The organism is Colwellia sp. KU-HH00111, assembly GCF_040362745.1.
Taxonomy (GTDB): Bacteria; Pseudomonadota; Gammaproteobacteria; order Enterobacterales; family Alteromonadaceae; genus Colwellia.
On sequence record NZ_BAABWO010000001.1, the window covers coordinates 878,835 to 898,509 of the forward strand.

Here is a 19,675-nt window from a genome sequence, read left to right on the forward strand (position 1 = left end):
AATTTGATTGCCTTTAGCTAGGCAATCAAATGTGATTGCTTATGGGCTATATTATGCAATGGCATTACTCATTACAAACCCCGTTGCCACTCTTGCCTTAAACTCACCTCGCTGGGTTGTTTTAATGCGAGTCTGACTTGTTTAAGTAGAGCATCTTTATCATTACCGAGTATGCCTTTGAGTACTAGGTAGTTGGAGGCATGGTCTGAGCGAAAAATGGTTTTGCGCAAATCTAGCTCAGATAGCAGTGTTTCCATTTCTTTAAAAAGTTCTTGTTGGGTTAACTGTCGAAACGGTTGCAAAGAGGCTTGGTCAAACTTTTGGGCAAAGCGCTGTTCACCTAACGGAAAACTCACCACTAGCGTAGAGAGGTAATCAGGTTGTGCTTCATTCATTAACTTTGCTGAATTGATTGCATGTTGGCGAGAAAGTTCAGGGCCACCTAAGCCATTTAAAATCATTACCGAACTTTTCATGCCCGCTTGTTTAATTTTATTAAGCGCTAGCAATGAACTTTGATAGGTTTCGCCTTTTTCAATCAGGCTCAGTACTTGATCATCGCCACTTTCACAGCCGACATACATCAACTTGAGCCCTAAAGTACGTAACTCAACTAATTGTTCAACCGTTTTGTTACTCAGGTTTCTCGGTAAGCAATAACTTGATACTCGACTCACTTGTGGCAAATGCTGTTTGATTAAGGTGAGTATTTCTTTTAAACGGTTAAAAGGCAACATCATTGCATCGCCGTCAGCGAGAAATACGCGTCGGGTGGTAATGCCTGATTTGGCCACATCAATAATTTCTTGTTCAATTTGCTCGCGTTTTTTTGGCCTAAACTTTTTAGTATCGCTAGTATACATATCGCAAAAGGTGCATTTGTTCCATGAGCAACCATTAGTGACTTGTAATATTAGGCTTTTCCATTCACTTGGTGGGCGGAATACAGGTTCAATATAGCTTATCGGATACATAGTTTACCCCCAATCTAGTAGACGGTTTTGGCCTTCAATTTTAAGTATTTCGGTGATGTCTTGTGACATTTCAATAACGCCTTTGTAATTATTTTCTTGATCTCTAATAGCAAAATAGCGAATGTGAATTTTGCGATCTTTAAAGTTTATCCAAAATTCAGCGGTGTCTTGAGTGCCTTTTTTGAATTCTTCTAGTATTTTTAACACAGTATCAACAGATTTAGGTGGATGACAGAACTTCACTTCACGGCCGATAACCCCAGCTGAACGCGGAAAAACACGATTTTCACCCCGATTATAAAAAATAACTCTGTCGTTTTCATCAACATAAGTCAGATCAACAGGCATAAACTGTAACATTAAGTTGAGTTGTTCGCCGGTCATGTAGCCTTCATTTAACTTAATTCTATCTTCGGTTGAAAACGGTAACCGCTTCTTTCTGCGATCTTCGCCTGGATGAACATAGGCAACTGGCGGGTAAGGGGTGGGATCGTTAGCGAGCATCCAGCCAATTTCTTTATCTCCTTCACGCATATCTTTCCATTCATCTTCATCGAGTAACTCTAAGGCATTGGGAAATAATCGATGTTCTTCAATCTCCATTAGTCCTTGTAAGTCACCAATTATTTCATCAAGATGAATGTTTATCGGCGCAAACTCTTTAGTGTCAATGCACTGTCGTAATGCCCTGAAACTGTCTCTTATTTTATCATGAAAAGCCCACATACCTTGGCTTGGTCCTGTCCAGCCATGTTTTTCTAAGTAAGGAAATAGCTGGTTCTCTTTACGGGCAAAACGTTTTTCTATTTCAGCGAGTTGATTGAATAGATTAAAAAACAATTCAAAATCTTGGTGGATATCTGTGATTGTTAATTGTTGTAGTAAAGAGCGTATTAGCATGTTCTCTTCAAAGTATACTTTTACCGGGTGACCGTCGCTCAGCGTCGCTGCGTATTGAGGAATTGTGTTCATTTGAGAGTGAATTGATAAGTAAACAAGGATGTTATTGTCTAATAAAGGTGCGGTAATTGTATTGTGTTAGATCATCCTTTGAGCCTGACAAAGAGCAAACAATGACTCGTTGCCGCTTTATTTGCAATAAGGGGCTGGCTTCATTCTGCTCAAGGTCACTAAGTAAATAAAAGAAAGTTTATACAGCTTGATTTTTAGCCTATTCGTACCTATTTCATAATAAATCCTAACAAGTTATGTTCTGTATGTTGTCTTATTGGTTACCAATTTTTATTGGAGCTTTACTCATTGGTTATTCTGTTTCAAAACCTTATTGGCGTGCGTATCAACGTAATAAAATAAGGAAACAACCTTTTAAAAAGCACTGGCGTAAAATTATTCAGCAAAGGATGCCTTACTTTAGGACTATGCCTGCTGATCTACAGTTACAACTAAAGCAACTCATTCAGGTGTTTTTAGCAGAAAAAAAATTTATTGGTTGTAATGGTGTTATTATCACCGATGAAATTAGAATAACGGTTGCAGCACAAGCTTGTTTATTGTTGCTCAATCGTGACACAGATTTTTATCCTAAATTACAAACCATTCTTGTTTATCCTCGCGCCTTTGTTAAAAACCAACACAACAATCATATAGATGGTGTACATTTTACGCAAAAAGTCGTTCTAGCAGGTGAATCTTGGGACTTTGGCAAGGTGGTTTTGTCATGGCAAGATACTATGCAGGGCGCACAAATTCCTGATGATGGGAAAAATGTGGTAATTCATGAGTTTGCTCATCAATTAGATCAAGAAAATGGAACAGCGAATGGCGCGCCTGTGTTAGATAAAGCGCAAGGCTATCTATGTTGGTCAGATGTTTTCTCTGAGCAATTCGAATTACTAAAGAAACAAGCGCAAACTGGTCAGCCGTCATTATTTGATTATTATGGTGCAACAGCACCGGCAGAGTTTTTTGCAGTTGCTAGTGAAGTGTTTTTTGAACAAGCACAATCTCTGCATCGTCATTATCCAAGTTTGTATCAACAATTAAAACAATATTATCAGGTTGATCCAATACATTGGTGAACCGTATGATTTTAGTTTTGGTAAAGGGTTTAGTATTATTTCCACGTTGGTTTTCTTCTTTTTTTCAACGTCTTACTTAACTCTGTCGGAGCTGTGATGACAGTGCTCTCGCATTGTTCAGACTCAGGTGCTTGCTCATTTGGCGCTGTTTGATTTTTGTTGATTTTATTTTTTTCAGCGGGCGATTTATTTGCTTGGGCTGTTTGAGGTGCTTGCGATGATTGCTCTACCTCTGTGTTACTTGTTTGATAGTGGCTTACTATTTTATCTAGTTGGGCGATGTGCTCATTCATAGATTCAACTCGATCAACTAAGCCATTAATCAAACGGTCTTTAATTTTTTCTCTCAAGGTTGCTGGTAAATACATAAATCGACTGCGGTCAATACAAAATGTGACCAGATCAGTGTCAGCAACTACGGTGGCAGTTCGGGGATCACCACAAATAAAGCCAACTTCGCCAACAAATTGCCCGCCTTTTACTTTGGCTATCTTGTGGTCATGTTGATACACACTAGCGCTACCGCTCAGTAAGATGAAAAAGTTGTCATTGCGGTCACCGTAGTTAATAAACGCAGTGTCTTTTTTGATGACTTTTACAATATTATCAATGGCGATTACTTGCCCTTTTTCGTGGGCGTTTAGCGCCTTAAATAAAGGGACTCGGTTGGCAATTTCCATGAGTTTAAGTTTGGTTAAATCTGTCATTGAACCTCAAGTTAATTACATCGTTAGCCCTACGCCTATAGTTATAGCCTAGCATAAAAACAAATACTTATAAAAATACCTGCTTAACTATCCGGTCAGATATTAGGTTGCTAAGTGGGTATAAAAACACAGTATTAATTGTTAATATCGCCGTTTATTGATTTATTTTCTGAGAATCGGCTTTGTTAGACTTCACATTACTTGGACTTTTTATTCCAACTTTTTTTGTAGTATCCATTACGCCAGGTATGTGTATGACCTTAGCGATGACGTTAGGTATGTCTATCGGTATTCGTAATACGTTGTGGATGATGTGGGGGGAGCTGCTTGGGGTAGCTATTGTTGCTATCGCTTCTGTTATCGGTGTTTCAAGTATTATGTTACAACTGCCGCAACTTTTTGCCGTGTTAAAGTTTATTGGCGCGGGTTATCTTCTCTATGTTGGGATTAATATGTGGCGCTCTAAAGGGAAGCTAGCAATCTCATTACACCATGATCCCCGTACAAGCATTAGTAAGCGAAGCTTGTTTAATCAAGGGCTGTTCACGGCAATTGCAAATCCTAAAGGCTGGGCGTTTATGATTTCTTTATTGCCGCCCTTTATCAATGAAGATTATGCGCTTACACCGCAGTTAACAATGCTAGTGGCCATTATTTTACTTTCTGAATTTACTTGTATGATGTTATATGCCACTGGCGGTAAAACCATAGGTAAATTATTAACGCAGCAAAGCAATGTACAGCTATTAAATAGAGTTTCAGGCACGTTAATGATTATGGTAGCAATATGGTTAGCGGTGAGCTAAGCCGTCATGAGCGAGGGAATAATCGCACTTTCTCTTTTAAGTAAGCGTTCGGCTACGCTTGTAGGTACATGATAAAACTCGTTGACATATTTTTGGGCAGATAACAGCGTTTTAATGCGTTGTTGCACTTGACAAGGGTTGTCGCATTGGCGAGCAAAAACCAAGGTATAATCACCAGGCGTTTTTGCTGAAAGTGACTTTGTGTATTCTAGGGGATCGTTAAAGGTACAGCCAATTCTGATCACATCAGAGAAAAATGAGTGAGTCATTATATAGACATTACCAAGCCCACTTTTTTTACAGTGACTTTCCTGTTCCTGTTGTGTCATTGTGCTCAATGCTCTCCTTTTATGAAACTATTTGAATTCAATAGTAATTGAGCTTGATATAAATAGAGTAATAGCTTGATTATAGCATTTAATGTTTTCAGTGTCTGAGCTAAGTGCCATGCATTTTTACAAATTTTGCCAGTAAAGTTGCTTCACTTTCCACATGCTCAGGATCAGGTTTAACACAATCAATAGGACAAACACTTACACAGGTAGGTTGCTCGTAGTGACCTAAACACTCTGTGCACTTGTCAGGATCAATTTCGTAAATATGTTCACCTAGGGTAATTGCCTCATTTGGGCACTCAGGATCACACATATCACAATTGATACAGCTATCTTCAATAAACAAAGCCATAATAGTTAGCCTATTTATCGGCTTGGTTTTGGGCAAAAGGATGACGTGTGGTGCCACCGTCTGTTAAATAACGCATGATAATACCGAACTCTAATGGTAACTCTGTGTCTAATGCGATGGCAACTTTATGACCAGAGCCTTTGGCATCGGTAATTTCTTCACCTGTTTTGCTGTGGATCATTTGGTTTAAGGTAAAGCTAACATTGCCAGCGGGAGTCATTAATTCTAATGAATCACCAACGAGAAATTTATTTTTTACGTCTATTTCAATTAAACCAGATTGTTCGTTTCTACCTATCACTTCACCAACGAATTGCTGAGTATCACTTTTTGAATAACCGTAGTCATAGTTTTGAGTGTCTGAAGGGCGATGGCGCTTTAAAAATCCTTCGGTATAACCACGGTGTGCTAAATGTTCTAAATCTTTATTTAACTCAGGGTTAAAGGCTTTGTCTGATAAGGCATCATTAATGGCTTGATTATATACCTGTGCAGTTCGAGCACAATAATAAAAAGATTTGGTTCGTCCTTCTATTTTTAATGAATGTACGCCCATTTTGACTAAACGTTCGACATGTTCAACGGCGCGTAAGTCTTTTGAGTTCATGATGTAGGTGCCATGCTCGTCTTCAAAAGCTGGCATATATTCACCTGGGCGACCTTGCTCTTGTAATAGTATTATATCATCGATGGGTTGATTACTAGGGATCGCGCTCGCAATATCACTATTAGGAGTAATAATGTCAGAATTTGGGGTATATATTTCAGCAGCAGGGTTAACTGCGATTACATCACCCGTTTCTGTTTCTTTGGCTTGGTGAGTGTCATATTTCCAGCGGCAAGAGTTGGTGCAAGTTCCTTGATTAGGATCGCGTTTATTAATATAGCCAGATAATAAACAGCGGCCAGAATAAGCCATACATAATGCACCATGAACAAAAACCTCAAGTTCCATTTCTGGACAATGCATACGGATGTCTTCAATTTCATCCAACGAGAGTTCGCGTGATAAAATAACGCGTTCAACGCCTTGTTGTTGCCAAAACTTAACCGTTGCCCAGTTAACGGCATTGGCTTGTACTGACAAATGAATTGACATATCGGGAAAGTGTTCACGTACTAGCATGATCAAGCCCGGATCTGACATGATCAATGCATCAGGCTTCATGGCAATGACAGGGGTAATATCTTTTAAAAAGGTTTTTAACTTACCGTTATGGGGGGCAATGTTATTAACTAAATAGAATTTCTTGCCTAAAGCGTGGGCTTCATCGATACCTATTTTTATGTTGTCGAGTGAAAACTCGTTATTACGTACTCGAAGGGAGTAACGTGGTTGGCCTGCATAAACAGCATCAGCACCATAAGCAAAGGCGTAGCGCATGTTTTTTAGACTGCCAGCAGGAGAAAGTAATTCAGGTTTTAACATAAAAATTATCTATTTATTTATCTATCTTTTTTAAAGGGCGCCCCTGTTACGCAATAACGTGATGCGAACCAAGGTAATTGTCGCGCATTATAAGAAAATCTGCGTCTGTGGGCAATCTAAACAGTAGATAAAATAAGGTAAGTAGCTATTATTACTTACAGAGAATGTTTATTTTTAACATTGATAAAGTCCTTGGTGTTTATCAAAACTGTGTTATTTTTATTAAAGATTAAAAATCAAAAAGGGGGCATGCTATGGCTGCTGAAAATGCTTTATATGTGATTTTAAAAGAGAAAATAAAGCAAGACGAATTAGTGTTACCCATGTTACCCGAGGTTGCTTTGAAGGTAAGACAAGCGGCTGATGACCCTGACATCAGTTTGGCTCACATGGGAGAGCTTATCTCTCATGACCCTGCCTTGTCTTTAGGCATCATTAAAGTGGCTAATAGTGCGTTACTTGGGCGACGTGTTAAGGTTGAAACCATATCGCAAGCGGTTAATCGTATAGGATTACGACAAATAAAAAGTATTGCCACCGCTATGGCAATACAGCAAGTATTTGTTTCTAAAAACAGTATTGTTGCTACGTATATGAAAAAATCGTGGCAAAAAACCGTTGATGTTGCGTCAGTGGCAATTAGTTTAATGGACTTGTATCTTAAACAGCAAAAGCATTCTCCCTTATCAATTGATACCCTTACCCTTGCGGCCATAGTACACAATGTTGGGGTATTGCCTATTATAACCGAAGCAGAACATCACCCTGATGTTTTTGCTAACCCTAGATTTATAAAGCAGGCCATTATTAAACTGTCGGGCAAAATTGGTGGCTCTATCACCCGAGCCTGGGGCTTTTCAGATGAGTTGACGCTGTTAGCTGAAAGCTGGAGTGATCTGACCCTTTTACCTAAAGAGCCTCATTATCTCGATTTTATTCGTGCGGGGGCAATTTACCATGGTATTTTCAATGATGAATCGACCAAAGAGGTATTGTTAGCCAGCTTTGCAAAAAAAGGCATTTTACCTGAGGTAGATTTTATGCAATGCCAGCAATTTAAAGAAAAGTATCTTGAAGTTAAGTCGATGTTTGTCTAATACTTTGATCATTAAAGAGGTGATTTTCAACACAGATTTTACGCGGGTTTTACCCAGGATTGTATTTCAAGTAAAAACTTTTAAGCTTTCAAACAGTTTTTTGTTTTTTTATACTTAGCTTTTAATTAATACCATTAATTGTTAATGGTATTAGGCTTATAAAAAACAGGATGGAAAACAAATAAATGTCGCTGTTAACTGAAAATGAATTTGGTCGGGTGTATCAAGCACCTCTTTCACAAGGCCTAACGGCATTAGTTATTGAACATGCTAAGGGTACAGCAAAAGTTAGCTTGTACGGTGGTCAAGTACTTAGCTGGCAACCTTGTGGTGAAAAAGACGTTTTCTGGCTATCAAAAAACAGTCATTTTCAGCAAGGAAAAGCGATACGAGGTGGTATTCCACTTTGTTGGCCTTGGTTTGGCCAGCACCCCGATGATAGTGACAATCAATGGGGAAATCACGGTTTTGCCCGATCACAAGTTTGGCAGCTAGATGCTGTTAAGATATCAGAACAAGGGGTCGAACTATCTTTGTTGTGGCAAGGGGAAAATATGGCTCCACTTTGGCCATACCCATGTCAGTTAACTCAAGGCTTATTTTTTGGTGATTCATTTAAGCAAACATTAAAAATGCACAATCTCAGTGAGCAAGATGCATACTATACCGGCGCTTTACACAGTTATTTTTCAGTTAGCTCACCTGAAAATATAAAGGTGGCGGCCTTAGAACATGCGCCCTTTAATGATAAATTAACCGGGAAACTGTCCCAGCCACAACCAATTGAAAATGGTGTTGGCCCTGTTGATCGCATTTATCATACTTGTGATGTTATGACGATTGTTGATCGCTTGTGGCAACGTAAAATTGTCTTGAAAGCAAAAAATACTCATCAATGGGTTTTTTGGAATCCCGGTGTGGAAACCGCCAGTAACATGGCTGATATTCATCCTCAGGGTGAACAAGAGTTTGTTTGTTTAGAAGCGGCTAACACACAAAATCAACTGCTTAAAGCAGGCCAATTTGTGACGATGGAGCAAGAGGTATTTATCAGTCGCACCTGAGTTGTTGCTCATGTATTGCCTAATGAAGCTATAGTATTAGGTGATAATACTCAGGGAAGTACGTGTTTAATTTATTCGCAATTTTTTGTTTAATAGCTGTTGAGTAAAGGGAATTTTTAAATAAAAACCACGGGGTAAGGTCATAAAGGGCTTGCCGCTCTTATCAAAGGCTTGGGTTTTGGCCTTTGAGTTAGCTGCTTTAGGCCTAAGCTGTAAAACTTGGCCATGCTTACCATGGATTTTTTCAACTTCCCCTAGCACTATCATATCGGTTAGCTCTTGCCAGTCCAAGGCTAAAAGCTGTTCTTCTTCGGGAGAGGGCGTCCACATAAAAGCACTGCCAATTCTTCGTTCAGCCAAAGGCAGTTTTTTTTGGTCAGTACTTGTACAGATTACCGGCACCCAGAGTACTTTAGAGAGTTTTTGTTTTAGCCAGCAGTTTTGCCAATTAACCCCGACTAAGCCAGTTAAAGGCGCAACACAGACAAAAGTAGTTTCAAGTGGTTTTCCTTGGCTAGTTATCGGTAAGGTTTTTAATTCTATGCCTAAGGTTGGAAAGTCTGGCTCAGGTCGAGAGCCAGCACTAGCCCCGAGAACATGCTCAAGTAGCAAACCGACCCATCCTTTATTTCGTGTTAAATCTTTGGGGATTTCTATACCCGCATCTTCAGCGATTTCAGCTAATGTTAAACCCGCCAAGTGTTGCACTCTTTCCAGTAGTTCTTGTTCTGATGCAGGAATAGTCATAGTAGCAAAATCGCCGTTCATTTTTTAATTGCGCAGTATTATCGGGTTAATAGGTGAAAAAATCAAAGTAATCATTTGCTCAGTCGCCGTTAATATGGTTGAATCTATACAAGTATTTTTTTAGTTTTCCAGGAGTTCCTGTGATCGATGCCGAAGGCTACCGCGCCAACGTCGGCATAGTAATAATAAATGGCAGGGGACAAGTATTTTGGGCAAGAAGGTTTGGGCAACATTCATGGCAATATCCACAAGGTGGTGTTGATGAAGGGGAAACCGCTGAACAGACAATGTATCGTGAGTTACATGAAGAAGTTGGTTTAAAACCTGAACACGTGAAAATTATTGCATCAAGCAAGCATTGGTTGAAGTATAAATTGCCAAAACGCTATATTAGACACGACAGTAAACCTGTTTGTATTGGGCAAAAACAAAAGTGGTTTTTATTAAAATTAACCGCACCTGAATCTGCTGTTGACTTACTCCATAGCGCTCATCCTGAATTTGATGATTGGCGATGGGTGAGTTACTGGTATCCAGTACGACAGGTTGTGTCATTTAAGCGTGATGTTTATCGTCGGGTGATGAAAGAGTTTGCTTCATCGGCTTTAGCTTTTTCATTTGAAAAGCGTCCTGACAAGTACGCTAACCGACGTAAACGACAAGCCTAATTATTACTATGATGTTTAAAATGACCTACTTTATTGTGGGTCATTTTATTTTTACCCATATAAAAAGGACATTATGTTAACCACACTACGCCGTATCATTCTTGAGTTTAGTCAAGATACGCAAATGCAAAGTGCATTAGAGCGTATGGTTAGCCAAGTCAAAAATGCCCTAAAAACAGATTGTTGCTCAATATATCTAGCCGATTATACCCAACAACATTTTGTTTTGATGGCTTCAGACGGTTTAGCCCAAGATTCTTTTGGACAAACCACCATTGGTTTTTCTGAAGGCTTGATTGGTCTGGTAGGTCAACGAGAAGAGCCTTTAAACATCGCTAATGCACGCAATCATTTGCATTATGTGCATGCCCCAGAAGTGAAAGAAGATCATTTTAATGCGTTTTTAGGTACGCCTATTATTCACCAACGTAAAGTGTTGGGGATTTTGTCAATTCAACAACAACATGCGCGTCACTTTAGTGAAAATGAAGAGGCTTTTTTAGTTACCCTAGCTGCACAGTTAGCTAATGCCCTAGCTAATGCTGAGGTGAAAAAATTATTTAGCCAAGGCGTAGAGCAAGTTCACGGGGTTAAACAACTGGTCGGCATTCCCGGAGCGCCGGGTATTGCGATGAGCCAAATTGTGGTTTGCCAGCCTAAAGCTGATTTATCTACTTTGGCATTACAAAAAGTCAGCCCTGAACAGCAAAAACTGCAAGTTAAGCGCTTCGAACAGGCGCTAACAACAACTAGGCTCGACTTTGAGCAGTTAAGTCAAAAATTAACGGGTATTGTTACCGATGATAACTTAGCTATTTTTGACGTTTATATTCAATTGCTTGAGCAGGCGGATATCCGCCAAGAAGTGTCAAAAAAAATAGCGCAGGGTTGGCAGGCTGAAAGTGCATTAAAACTGGTAATAGAACACTATGTTAGGCAGTTTGAAGCTATAGAAGATAGCTATTTAAGAGAACGTGCAAGTGATATTCGTGACTTAGGCAATAGGGTATTACTTAACTTTCAAAATGAGCACAAACAAACATTAACTCTGCCGGGGGCCTTTATTTTGCTCGCTCAAGATGTGACTCCTGCGATGTTAGCTGAGTACCAACACAAAGGGCTTAAAGCCATTGTTTCTATGTCGGGCTCGACTAACTCTCATGCGGCGATATTAGCTCATGCCTTGGAATTGCCTGCTATTATGGGGTTGACAGCAGTTCCGCTTGCTCAACTTGAACATCAACAAGCCATTGTTGATGGATTTAGTGGTGAGCTCTTTATTAACCCTGATGAAACGTTGAAACGAGAGTATCAACATTTGATCGCACAAGAGCGTGAATTAACTGAAAAAATTCAGCAGGAAATTCATTTACCCACGATTACTCCTGACGGTAACGTTATCGAGTTACAACTTAATGCAGGTTTGTCTGTCGGTTTTGATCGGCCAGAAAATTTAGGAGCCTTAGGTATAGGTTTATATCGAACCGAGATTCCTTTTATGAACCGTCACTGCTTCCCTTCTGAGCATGAGCAAACACAGTTATATGCTGAAATATTGGCTAGTTGTGCACAACACACGGTAACCATGCGCACCTTAGATGTGGGAGGGGATAAATCATTACCTTATTTTCCTATTGTTGAAGATAACCCGTTTTTAGGTTGGCGTGGAATTCGTATTACCTTAGATCACCCTGAAATATTTCTGGTGCAGGTACGGGCGATGATGCGAGCAAGTCAAACCCACCAAAACTTAGAAATTATGCTGCCGATGATTTCTAATGTCAGTGAAGTCGATGAATCAATTCGGTTAATTAACCAAGCCTATTTTGAAGTACAAGCAGAAATAAAATCAGAATTGGGGCCGAATTATGACCATGTAGTCAATAAATTAGCTCGGCCTAAAGTGGGTATAATGCTTGAGGTGCCTTCGGTAATTTTTCAAATAGAAGAGCTGGCTAAACGGGTTGACTTTTTTTCTGTGGGTAGTAACGATTTAACTCAGTACTTGTTGGCTGTTGATCGTAATAATGTGCAAGTGGCTAATTTACATGATGCTTATCACCCGGCGGTACTTCGCGCCTTAGATCAAATAGCTAAGCAATCGGCAAAATATTCAGTACCATTAAGTTTATGTGGTGAGTTATCCGGTCAGCCAGCGGGTGCATTATTATTATTAGCAATGGGCTTTGATAAACTCAGTATGAATGGGCATAATATAGCGCGAATAAAGTGGGTTATTCGTCATATTGACTTTAACGTGGCAAAACAAATTTTGTCTCATACCTTAACACTGACCACAGCCAAGCAAGTCCATGGTTATCTCAATGAACAACTTGAAATGCTGGGCTTGGGCGGTTTTACTCGTGCTGGAATGTAATGTTATTTATTTTTATTAGTTGTGTATTTCTAGGCGCAATAGTAGGCTTTTTAGCTGGCTTACTAGGTATAGGAGGGGGCTTAATTGTTGTACCTTCATTAGTCTATTTGTTATCTCAATTAGGAATTAGTCATGAGGTTATTATGCCAATGGCATTGGCTACCTCATTGGCTGCGATTGTTATGACCTCGTCAAGCGCAACACTTGCCCATCATAAAAATTTGAATATACCTTGGGATTTAGCCAAGCCATTTATGTTTATTGTTGCCTTTGGTGCGATGTTAGGCGCTTTTATTGCCGACCATCTGTCAGCTCAGGCACTGACTAATTTTTTTGCAGGTGCAGTGATCGTTCTTGCATCGTATATGCTAGCGTCAATTCGGGTGCAACGTTACCGTGCTATGCCTTCAAAAATGGTATTACAATTTATTGGTTTGTGTACTGGCATGATTGCCAGTTTAATGGGCATGGCTGGCGGTGCTATCTTGGTGCCAGTGCTAAGTTATTTTGGTATGCCGCTTCGCCATTGTATTGGCATTGCTACTGTTTGTGGCGTGATGGTAGCCTTTTTTGGCTCTATCGGATATATCATCTCAGGATTGAATAATACCTTATTACCTCCATGGAGCTTAGGCTATGTGTATTTACCTGCCTTGCTTGGTGTGGTGCTAACCTCTTCCTTATTTGCGCCAATCGGAGTAAAGTTCGCAGCTAAATTACCGGTGCAAACGTTGAAAAAGTTTTTCGCTGTATTTTTAATGCTAGTCGCAATAAAGATGATTTTAACCTAACGATATAATTTTACTTCGTGCGTGATTGCGCGAATTTCTACTTTGGATAACAAATGACAGAACAGTTTTTACAATTTCCCGTGATTGACCCTATTATTTTTAGTATTGGCCCTGTCGCATTGCGATGGTACGGCATGATGTATCTTATTGGTTTTATCGCTGCAATGTTTATTGCAAATAAAGCCGCGGATAAAAGCGGCGGATTATGGACCCGAGAGCAAGTGAGTGATTTATTATTTTATAGCTTTCTTGGGGTTGTGCTTGGTGGAAGGGTTGGTTATGTACTTTTTTATCAATGGGAATACTTTCTTGCAGACCCCTTATATCTTTTCCAAATATGGCAAGGAGGAATGTCCTTTCATGGTGGCTTGCTAGGGGTGACAGCTGCTGTGTTTATTTTCGCGCGTAAAGCTAATAAGTCATTTTTATCTGTCGGAGATTTTGTTGTACCACTTGTGCCGATTGGTTTAGGTATGGGTCGTTTAGGTAACTTTATTAATGCTGAGTTGTGGGGTCGACAAACCGATGTACCATGGGCCATGGTATTTCCAACGGACTCATTACAATTACCGCGTCATCCGTCACAACTTTATGAGTTTTTTCTTGAAGGGGTAGTGCTGTTTATTATTCTGTATTTTGTTACTCGCAAACCAAGAAGTCTTGGGTTAGCGTCGGGCATATTTTTAATTGGTTATGGCGTATTTCGATCTATCGTTGAGTTCTACCGAGAGCCGGATGCCCACTTAGGTTTATATTTTTCGTTTATCTCTAAAGGGCAAATCTTAAGCATTCCGATGATTTTAGCTGGTATATTTATTATTTACATCGGCTATGTTATTCAAGAAAAGTCAGCTATTAGTAATGAAAAAATGGTGAATACCAAAGGTATCAAAAATAAAGGACAAGCATAATGCGCGCTTATTTAGATTTATGTCAACGTATTGTTGAGCAAGGCAAGTGGGTTGAAAACAGCCGTACAGGTAAACGTTGTTTAACCGTTATTAATGCCGATCTAGAATATAATGTTGCGGCGAATGAGTTTCCAATGATCACTACGCGTAAGAGCTTTTTTAAGTCGGCAATTGCTGAGTTTATCGGCTATATTCGTGGTTATGATAATGCCGCTGATTTTAGAAAGTTAGGCACTAAAACTTGGGATGCTAATGCAAATTTAAACGATGCTTGGCTTAACAATACTTACCGTAAAGGTGAGGATGATATGGGTCGCGTTTATGGCGTGCAAGGGCGAGCTTGGGCTAAGCCAGATGGTGGTGCGCTCGATCAATTGCAAAAAATAGTTGATAACTTAAGTCAGGGTATAGACGATCGCGCTGAAATTTTGACCTTTTACAATCCGGGTGAATTTCACATGGGTTGTTTGCGCCCTTGTATGCATACTCATAACTTTTCAATTTTAGATGGTACTCTTTACTTAACCAGTTATCAGCGCTCTTGTGATGTGCCGCTTGGTTTGAATTTTAATCAAGTACAAGTGTTCTTCTTTTTGGCTATTATGGCGCAGATCACCGGGCTTAAACCGGGTATTGCCTATCATAAAATTGTCAATGCTCATATTTATGAAGACCAACTGCCCTTAATGAGAGATGTTCAGCTAAAACGTGAGCCGTTACCTTCACCTAAGTTGATTATAAATCCAGAAATTAAGTCATTAAAAGATCTAGAAACGTGGGTGACTATGGATGATTTCGCGGTAGAAGGTTATCAATGTCACGATGCGATTAAATACCCATTTGCGGTTTAAAGTATGCTTCGAATTGGTTTGCATGAAAAATAAAGTTATCGGGTTAACGCTGGTATTACATCCAATTGTGATATGGAGCGCTTTTTTTAAGTTTGACCTAGATTTTTTTTGGTTCCTAAAAGATAATTTCAAACGCTTTGATTTGTTATACTCTGTCTTTAGCTTTGGGGCTTTTTCTCTTGGTCTTTGGTTAATTGTATCCAAAGCTAGAATTTATAGTATATTTGCTTTTTGGATGATGTTTGTTTTTTATCAAACAGCTATGTGGGGATTTAGTAACAATAGATATTTATCTAAGGTTGCACTAAGCCCGGTTGTAAGTTTTGCATTAATTCGTTATGACTATGGCGCTGTCTCATCGGATAATTTTGTTAAATTGGAAAAGTTTGAAAGAAAGTTTTTCCTTTTTGTGGCTAGAAAAGAATTAAAACAATTTTCAAATGTCAAAAAAGCTAGTATTAGTTTGACAGATGATTTACTGACTATCGATATGACTTATTTTAATAATAAAAAAGCTTTTGAGTCACTTCGATTGAAAGCGCTGTAGATATGTTAATGGAACCATTTGAGTCTCCATTATCACCAACGAATGCAATCAGAGGCAATTTTTTAGCAAGGATAGCCTAAACAGTAGGGTTTAAACCGGCATTAAATATAAGCCGGTTTTATATTGAAGTTTTTTATTATAGCAATGCGACGTTGCTCTTTCATCCAGAGGAAGATTATTGTGCTTAGTCTATATGATGCAACTAATAATTATGGTACAAACCAAATTCTTGGTTGATTTTAGTATTTTGATCATTAGCCCAATGATAGTACTCTTGATCTGCTAATTGACTCGCAGCTGCTTTATCTAGTAATACAATGGTATTTTCGTGCATTTGTAATGCTGAGGCAGGGCACATGGCTGAAACTGCTCCCGCTACCATGTCTTTTACCGCTTGTGCTTTATTTTCACCGGTCGCCATAAGTAATACATATTTTGCATCCAAAATTGTTGCGATACCCATAGTCATGGCTAGGGTCGGTTGAAATTCATCAGCATTAAATAACCGTGCATTATCGGTTAGGGTTTGTTGAGTTAATGTTTTAATCCTAGTACGTGAGGCAAGGCTTGAGGTTGGTTCATTAAATCCAATATGGCCGTTTGCGCCTATACCTAAAATTTGTAAATCAATGCCGCCAGCCTGCTTGATTTTCTCTTCGTAAGCCAGACCTTGTACTCTTGGGTTTTCACCTGTATTACAGGTTGGAAGAAAGGTGTTGTTTTTATCTATGTCTACATGATCAAATAAGTTGCTGTTCATAAAGTGGCGATAACTTTGGCTGTTGTTTGGGGCAATGCCTAAGTATTCATCTAAGTTGAAGGTGGTGGTGTGTTTAAAGCTGAGTAGTCCCGCTTTGTGGTTGCTAACAAGTTGTTGGTAAAGACTTATGGGCGTGCTTCCGGTAGCTAAGCCAAGTACAGCGCCAGGCTTTTTTAACATCAACTCTTTTACCCATAAGGCAGCATGTTCGGCAACGTCTTGAGTATTATCAAAAATAATAATTTGCATGGTGTATCCTTAGAAAAATTAAATTACTCTCCCTGTGGCTTTCGCCTTAAGGGAGAAATACCCTAAGAACATCATCCTAAGGTATCTGAAATCATTGCAAATTATTTATTATTAAAGCGATTAATCTTTGATTAACTGCATTACTGCAATGAGGCTGTTCTAGGTGCGTGAGGTTAGTTTAACACGAAATTGACAGCGTTGTCATTTTTTGTGTTTTACGGCTTTTGTTGGGGCGAATTTATAGTGGTACTACCAGTTGATATGTGTCACACTGATGCTCAAATCCTTAAACAGAAGCAAACATTATGACTAGCCCAAGAGTGCACTTAAACGTTGAACAACACCTAGCATACGTCACTTTAAATAGACCTGAAAAGCACAACGGTTTAGACAAGCAAATGATTGTTGATTTGGTTCAAGCAGCTAAACGGATCAATAAAGACAAAAGTATACGCTGTGTTATTTTACAAGGTGCTGGTGCATCTTTTTGTGCTGGGTTGGATTTTAGCTATGTCAGTAAACACCCATCAATGATCGCTAAATTTTTTATCAAACTGCCTTGGCGAAAAGACAATATGTTTCAGCGGGTGGCTCATGTATGGCGAGATTTATCAGTGCCAGTAATTTCAGTGGTTCATGGCAATTGTTTTGGAGCAGGCATGCAAATTATACTCGCGAGTGATTATCGCATTGCCACCCCAGATGCCAACTTATCAATATTAGAAATGAAGTGGGGTTTGATTCCAGATATGAGTGGTATGGCGACGCTGTCACGTTTAACTCGTGTTGATATTGCACAAGAACTAACGATGACAGGTCGGTTTTTCTCTGGTACTGAGGCGGCAGAATATGGCCTAGTATCAAAAGTAAGTGATACCCCGTTAGCGGAGGCTAAAAAATTAGCAGAGAGTATTTGCCAACAAAGCCCTGATGCTGTGGCTGCTGCTAAGTACTTGTTTAAGAAAACCTGGAAAAAAGACACACGTTCAGCATTACTTTGGGAACGTATAACTCAGTTGCGTTTGCTTGGTAGGAAAAACCAACGTATAGCCATGAAAAATGGATTGTCAAAAAATAAACAGCCCGATGCTTTTATAGACCGTACTAGTTTTTAATGTGTTGTGCTTGTTATCATTTAGCGGTAGTACTGGGATGACAGCTTGGTTAAGGTAATGACTTTGCTTGGTTATTTCTGTTAGAATATTTTTTCTTTTACTACACTAGTCTTTTTTCATGAACGTACCTGTATCCTACACCAGTAAGTTTACTCTAGATAAAGCTCACTTTAACGAGTGTTATAGCGAGTCTGCAACGCTAAAGCTTTGTGCTAACGCCTTTTTAAAATCGGGTGTTTTAATTTTGTTTGGCATGGTCATTTTATTATTTACCCCAGTCAATGCCTATGCGGGTTGGTTTGTGGTTGCCTTGGGTATATTAGAAGCACTAAGCCTGTATTATCATCAGCCGTGGTGGGTTGTAAGACAAATGCTAAGCAAAGCCTCGGGAAGTGAAGTTAGCTTAACCCTTGACGAAAAAGGCGTACTAAGCGAGTCTTATTATCAAAATGATAGAATTTTATGGCAAGATATAAGCTCCATAGATGAAACAAGTTTAGGCTTTGTATTACATTTTAATTTAGGTAAGAGCGTAGGTAAGCGTTATATCTCTAAATCTTGTTTATCTACACCAGCTCAAGACTATATTCGTTCAAAACCATTAGGTCAGTAGGTTATTAGGTCACTAGGTTATTAACTGAATCACCACGCCTTTAGCAACCAAACAGAAGACCAAACACAACAACAAATACCTTGATAATAAAAGTATTAACTCTAAGGGCTAATTTGTTATACTCGCGGTCTAAGATTTTACTAGGACTTACCCGTTGTTAACTATTTTTCGCTTTATTTTGATGTCCGTTACTTTTTTGCTTATTTGTATTGTTTCCTGTTTTTACAGCATACTTAGGCCATTTCACCGTGATAATGTTCATCATACTTCTAGATATTTGGGTAAAATCACTAAGCTGTTGGGATTTGACGTCGAAGTCAGGATTCCTGAGTCGGTTAAAAATGTAGGTCCGGCTGTTTATGTAGCTAACCACCAGAATAATTATGATGTTTTTACCTCAGCGAGTGCAGTGCAACCGGGGACGGTGAGTGTAGGTAAAAAAAGCTTGAAGTGGATTCCTCTTTTCGGCCAAATGTATTGGTTAACAGGTAATATCTTAATTGATCGGCAAAACACGAGTAAGGCAATGAGTACTATAAATATTACCGCCAACAAAATTATTAAAAATAAACTGTCAGTTTGGATGTTTCCTGAAGGTACTCGTAGTCGAGGACGTGGTCTATTACCGTTTAAAACAGGGGCTTTTCGCACTGCAATACAGGCGAATGTCCCTATTGTACCTGTATGTGTCAGTAATCAGGAAGGCACCATTAAAATGGGGCGTTGGGACAACGGTAAAATTATCGTTGAACTTTTAGATCCTGTTTTTATCACCGATGAGAGTAGCACCAATGCACGTGCTGTTGCCGACCAAGTACATGCTGTAATGAAAGAAAAAATTAGCCAACTCGATGAAGAAATAGCAAAAGGTAAGTAAAATGATTGATGAAGAATTACAGCGCTGGTTTGAGCATACCAATGCCTTGGTGGGTGAGTTGCTTGAAGATGGTACCAATGATGAGGTATATCATACCATAGAGCATCATTTTGCTAGTGAAGACTTTAACTTACTAGAAAAGGCTGCGGTTACCGCATTTAAACTAGGTTTAGAAGTGGAAGAGCCAGAAGAAGCTGAACTCGAAAATGGCGATAAAGTTTTCGCATTTGATATTGTAACTGAACAAATGCTCAATGCTGACTTATTGCGAGCAGAAACACAAAAAATGTATGAGTTAGCACAGCAATGCAATGTCGACTATGACGGCTGGGGCACTTATTTTGAAGAGTAGTCATGCTCATGCTA

The 19,675-nt window shown here is 39.2% G+C and carries 22 protein-coding genes; 14 read left to right on the forward strand and 8 right to left on the reverse strand.

Annotated elements, in window-relative coordinates; genetic code table 11:
• Window positions 1-71 precede the first annotated feature (71 nt).
• Both ABXG98_RS03810 and ABXG98_RS03815 read right to left on the reverse strand, forming a co-directional pair.
• Complete coding sequence (locus ABXG98_RS03810) at window positions 72-974, reverse strand: radical SAM protein (RefSeq protein WP_353537351.1); 903 nt, start codon at window positions 972-974, stop codon at window positions 72-74.
• A 3-nt stretch (window positions 975-977) separates the two neighbouring features.
• Window positions 978-1,946 carry a DUF438 domain-containing protein gene (locus ABXG98_RS03815; RefSeq protein ID WP_353537352.1) on the reverse strand — a complete coding sequence of 323 codons (969 nt, stop codon included), beginning with the start codon at window positions 1,944-1,946 and terminating at the stop codon, window positions 978-980.
• Between the two features lie 245 nt (window positions 1,947-2,191).
• Here ABXG98_RS03815 and ABXG98_RS03820 point away from each other — a divergent pair, with 245 nt between their 5' ends.
• A complete protein-coding gene (locus ABXG98_RS03820) occupies window positions 2,192-3,013 on the forward strand; it encodes a M90 family metallopeptidase (protein WP_353537353.1) in 822 nt (273 codons plus the stop codon).
• A gap of 35 nt (window positions 3,014-3,048) precedes the next feature.
• Here the strand turns inward: ABXG98_RS03820 and ABXG98_RS03825 are convergent, their stop codons facing one another.
• Complete coding sequence (locus tag ABXG98_RS03825) at window positions 3,049-3,720, reverse strand: cyclic nucleotide-binding domain-containing protein (protein WP_353537354.1); 672 nt, start codon at window positions 3,718-3,720, stop codon at window positions 3,049-3,051.
• A gap of 182 nt (window positions 3,721-3,902) precedes the next feature.
• Here ABXG98_RS03825 and ABXG98_RS03830 point away from each other — a divergent pair, with 182 nt between their 5' ends.
• The gene (locus tag ABXG98_RS03830; RefSeq protein ID WP_353537355.1) at window positions 3,903-4,526 is read left to right on the forward strand and encodes a LysE family translocator; all 624 of its coding nucleotides are present in this window, start codon (window positions 3,903-3,905) and stop codon (window positions 4,524-4,526) included.
• On the opposite strand, the gene ABXG98_RS03835 is transcribed toward ABXG98_RS03830, so the two are convergent.
• The 3 genes from ABXG98_RS03835 to trhP all read right to left on the reverse strand — a co-directional run bounded on the left by ABXG98_RS03835 (window position 4,523) and on the right by trhP (window position 6,642).
• The gene (locus tag ABXG98_RS03835; RefSeq protein WP_353537459.1) at window positions 4,523-4,855 is read right to left on the reverse strand and encodes a GIY-YIG nuclease family protein; all 333 of its coding nucleotides are present in this window, start codon (window positions 4,853-4,855) and stop codon (window positions 4,523-4,525) included. The two genes, ABXG98_RS03830 and ABXG98_RS03835, sit on opposite strands and share 4 nt — an antisense overlap.
• A gap of 109 nt (window positions 4,856-4,964) precedes the next feature.
• Window positions 4,965-5,213 (reverse strand): YfhL family 4Fe-4S dicluster ferredoxin, encoded by a 249-nt coding sequence (locus ABXG98_RS03840; RefSeq protein WP_353537356.1) that lies wholly within the window; start codon window positions 5,211-5,213, stop codon window positions 4,965-4,967.
• A 10-nt stretch (window positions 5,214-5,223) separates the two neighbouring features.
• Window positions 5,224-6,642: a prephenate-dependent tRNA uridine(34) hydroxylase TrhP gene (trhP, locus tag ABXG98_RS03845; RefSeq protein WP_353537357.1), complete on the reverse strand. Its 1,419-nt coding sequence runs from the start codon at window positions 6,640-6,642 to the stop codon at window positions 5,224-5,226.
• Between the two features lie 254 nt (window positions 6,643-6,896).
• Here trhP and ABXG98_RS03850 point away from each other — a divergent pair, with 254 nt between their 5' ends.
• Both ABXG98_RS03850 and ABXG98_RS03855 read left to right on the forward strand, forming a co-directional pair.
• Window positions 6,897-7,739, forward strand: a complete 843-nt coding sequence (locus ABXG98_RS03850) for an HDOD domain-containing protein (RefSeq protein WP_353537358.1) — start codon at window positions 6,897-6,899, stop codon at window positions 7,737-7,739.
• A gap of 185 nt (window positions 7,740-7,924) precedes the next feature.
• Window positions 7,925-8,803, forward strand: coding sequence for a D-hexose-6-phosphate mutarotase (locus tag ABXG98_RS03855; RefSeq protein ID WP_353537359.1), 879 nt, complete (start codon window positions 7,925-7,927; stop codon window positions 8,801-8,803).
• Window positions 8,804-8,869: 66 nt separating this feature from the next.
• Here ABXG98_RS03855 and mutH read toward each other — a convergent pair whose 3' ends face one another.
• Entirely contained in the window at window positions 8,870-9,550 is a 681-nt protein-coding gene (gene mutH / locus ABXG98_RS03860) for a DNA mismatch repair endonuclease MutH (protein WP_353537460.1), read from the reverse strand.
• 140 nt (window positions 9,551-9,690) lie between these two features.
• Here mutH and rppH point away from each other — a divergent pair, with 140 nt between their 5' ends.
• The 6 genes from rppH to ABXG98_RS03890 all read left to right on the forward strand — a co-directional run bounded on the left by rppH (window position 9,691) and on the right by ABXG98_RS03890 (window position 15,695).
• Window positions 9,691-10,218 carry an RNA pyrophosphohydrolase gene (gene rppH, locus ABXG98_RS03865; RefSeq protein WP_353537360.1) on the forward strand — a complete coding sequence of 176 codons (528 nt, stop codon included), beginning with the start codon at window positions 9,691-9,693 and terminating at the stop codon, window positions 10,216-10,218.
• A gap of 73 nt (window positions 10,219-10,291) precedes the next feature.
• Entirely contained in the window at window positions 10,292-12,595 is a 2,304-nt protein-coding gene (gene ptsP / locus ABXG98_RS03870) for a phosphoenolpyruvate--protein phosphotransferase (protein WP_353537361.1), read from the forward strand.
• Window positions 12,595-13,386 carry a sulfite exporter TauE/SafE family protein gene (locus tag ABXG98_RS03875; RefSeq protein ID WP_353537362.1) on the forward strand — a complete coding sequence of 264 codons (792 nt, stop codon included), beginning with the start codon at window positions 12,595-12,597 and terminating at the stop codon, window positions 13,384-13,386. The genes ptsP and ABXG98_RS03875 overlap by 1 nt, the downstream gene beginning before the upstream one ends.
• Window positions 13,387-13,439: 53 nt before the next feature.
• Window positions 13,440-14,297 (forward strand): prolipoprotein diacylglyceryl transferase, encoded by an 858-nt coding sequence (gene lgt, locus ABXG98_RS03880; protein ID WP_353537363.1) that lies wholly within the window; start codon window positions 13,440-13,442, stop codon window positions 14,295-14,297.
• Window positions 14,297-15,148, forward strand: coding sequence for a thymidylate synthase (locus ABXG98_RS03885; RefSeq protein ID WP_353537364.1), 852 nt, complete (start codon window positions 14,297-14,299; stop codon window positions 15,146-15,148). The genes lgt and ABXG98_RS03885 overlap by 1 nt, the downstream gene beginning before the upstream one ends.
• 22 nt (window positions 15,149-15,170) lie before the next feature.
• Window positions 15,171-15,695, forward strand: a complete 525-nt coding sequence (locus ABXG98_RS03890) for a hypothetical protein (protein WP_353537365.1) — start codon at window positions 15,171-15,173, stop codon at window positions 15,693-15,695.
• 202 nt (window positions 15,696-15,897) lie between these two features.
• Here ABXG98_RS03890 and nagB read toward each other — a convergent pair whose 3' ends face one another.
• Window positions 15,898-16,704 (reverse strand): glucosamine-6-phosphate deaminase, encoded by an 807-nt coding sequence (gene nagB / locus ABXG98_RS03895; RefSeq protein ID WP_353537366.1) that lies wholly within the window; start codon window positions 16,702-16,704, stop codon window positions 15,898-15,900.
• A 305-nt stretch (window positions 16,705-17,009) separates the two neighbouring features.
• On the opposite strand from nagB, the gene ABXG98_RS03900 reads away from it, so the two are divergent.
• The 4 genes from ABXG98_RS03900 (at window position 17,010) to rraB (ending at window position 19,661) form a co-directional block, all read left to right on the forward strand.
• Window positions 17,010-17,819, forward strand: a complete 810-nt coding sequence (locus ABXG98_RS03900) for a crotonase/enoyl-CoA hydratase family protein (RefSeq protein WP_353537367.1) — start codon at window positions 17,010-17,012, stop codon at window positions 17,817-17,819.
• A 118-nt stretch (window positions 17,820-17,937) separates the two neighbouring features.
• The gene (locus tag ABXG98_RS03905; RefSeq protein ID WP_353537368.1) at window positions 17,938-18,432 is read left to right on the forward strand and encodes a YcxB family protein; all 495 of its coding nucleotides are present in this window, start codon (window positions 17,938-17,940) and stop codon (window positions 18,430-18,432) included.
• A gap of 154 nt (window positions 18,433-18,586) precedes the next feature.
• Window positions 18,587-19,309 (forward strand): 1-acylglycerol-3-phosphate O-acyltransferase, encoded by a 723-nt coding sequence (locus ABXG98_RS03910; protein WP_353537369.1) that lies wholly within the window; start codon window positions 18,587-18,589, stop codon window positions 19,307-19,309.
• A 1-nt stretch (window position 19,310) separates the two neighbouring features.
• Window positions 19,311-19,661 (forward strand): ribonuclease E inhibitor RraB, encoded by a 351-nt coding sequence (gene rraB / locus ABXG98_RS03915; RefSeq protein WP_353537370.1) that lies wholly within the window; start codon window positions 19,311-19,313, stop codon window positions 19,659-19,661.
• Window positions 19,662-19,675: the final 14 nt, after the last annotated feature.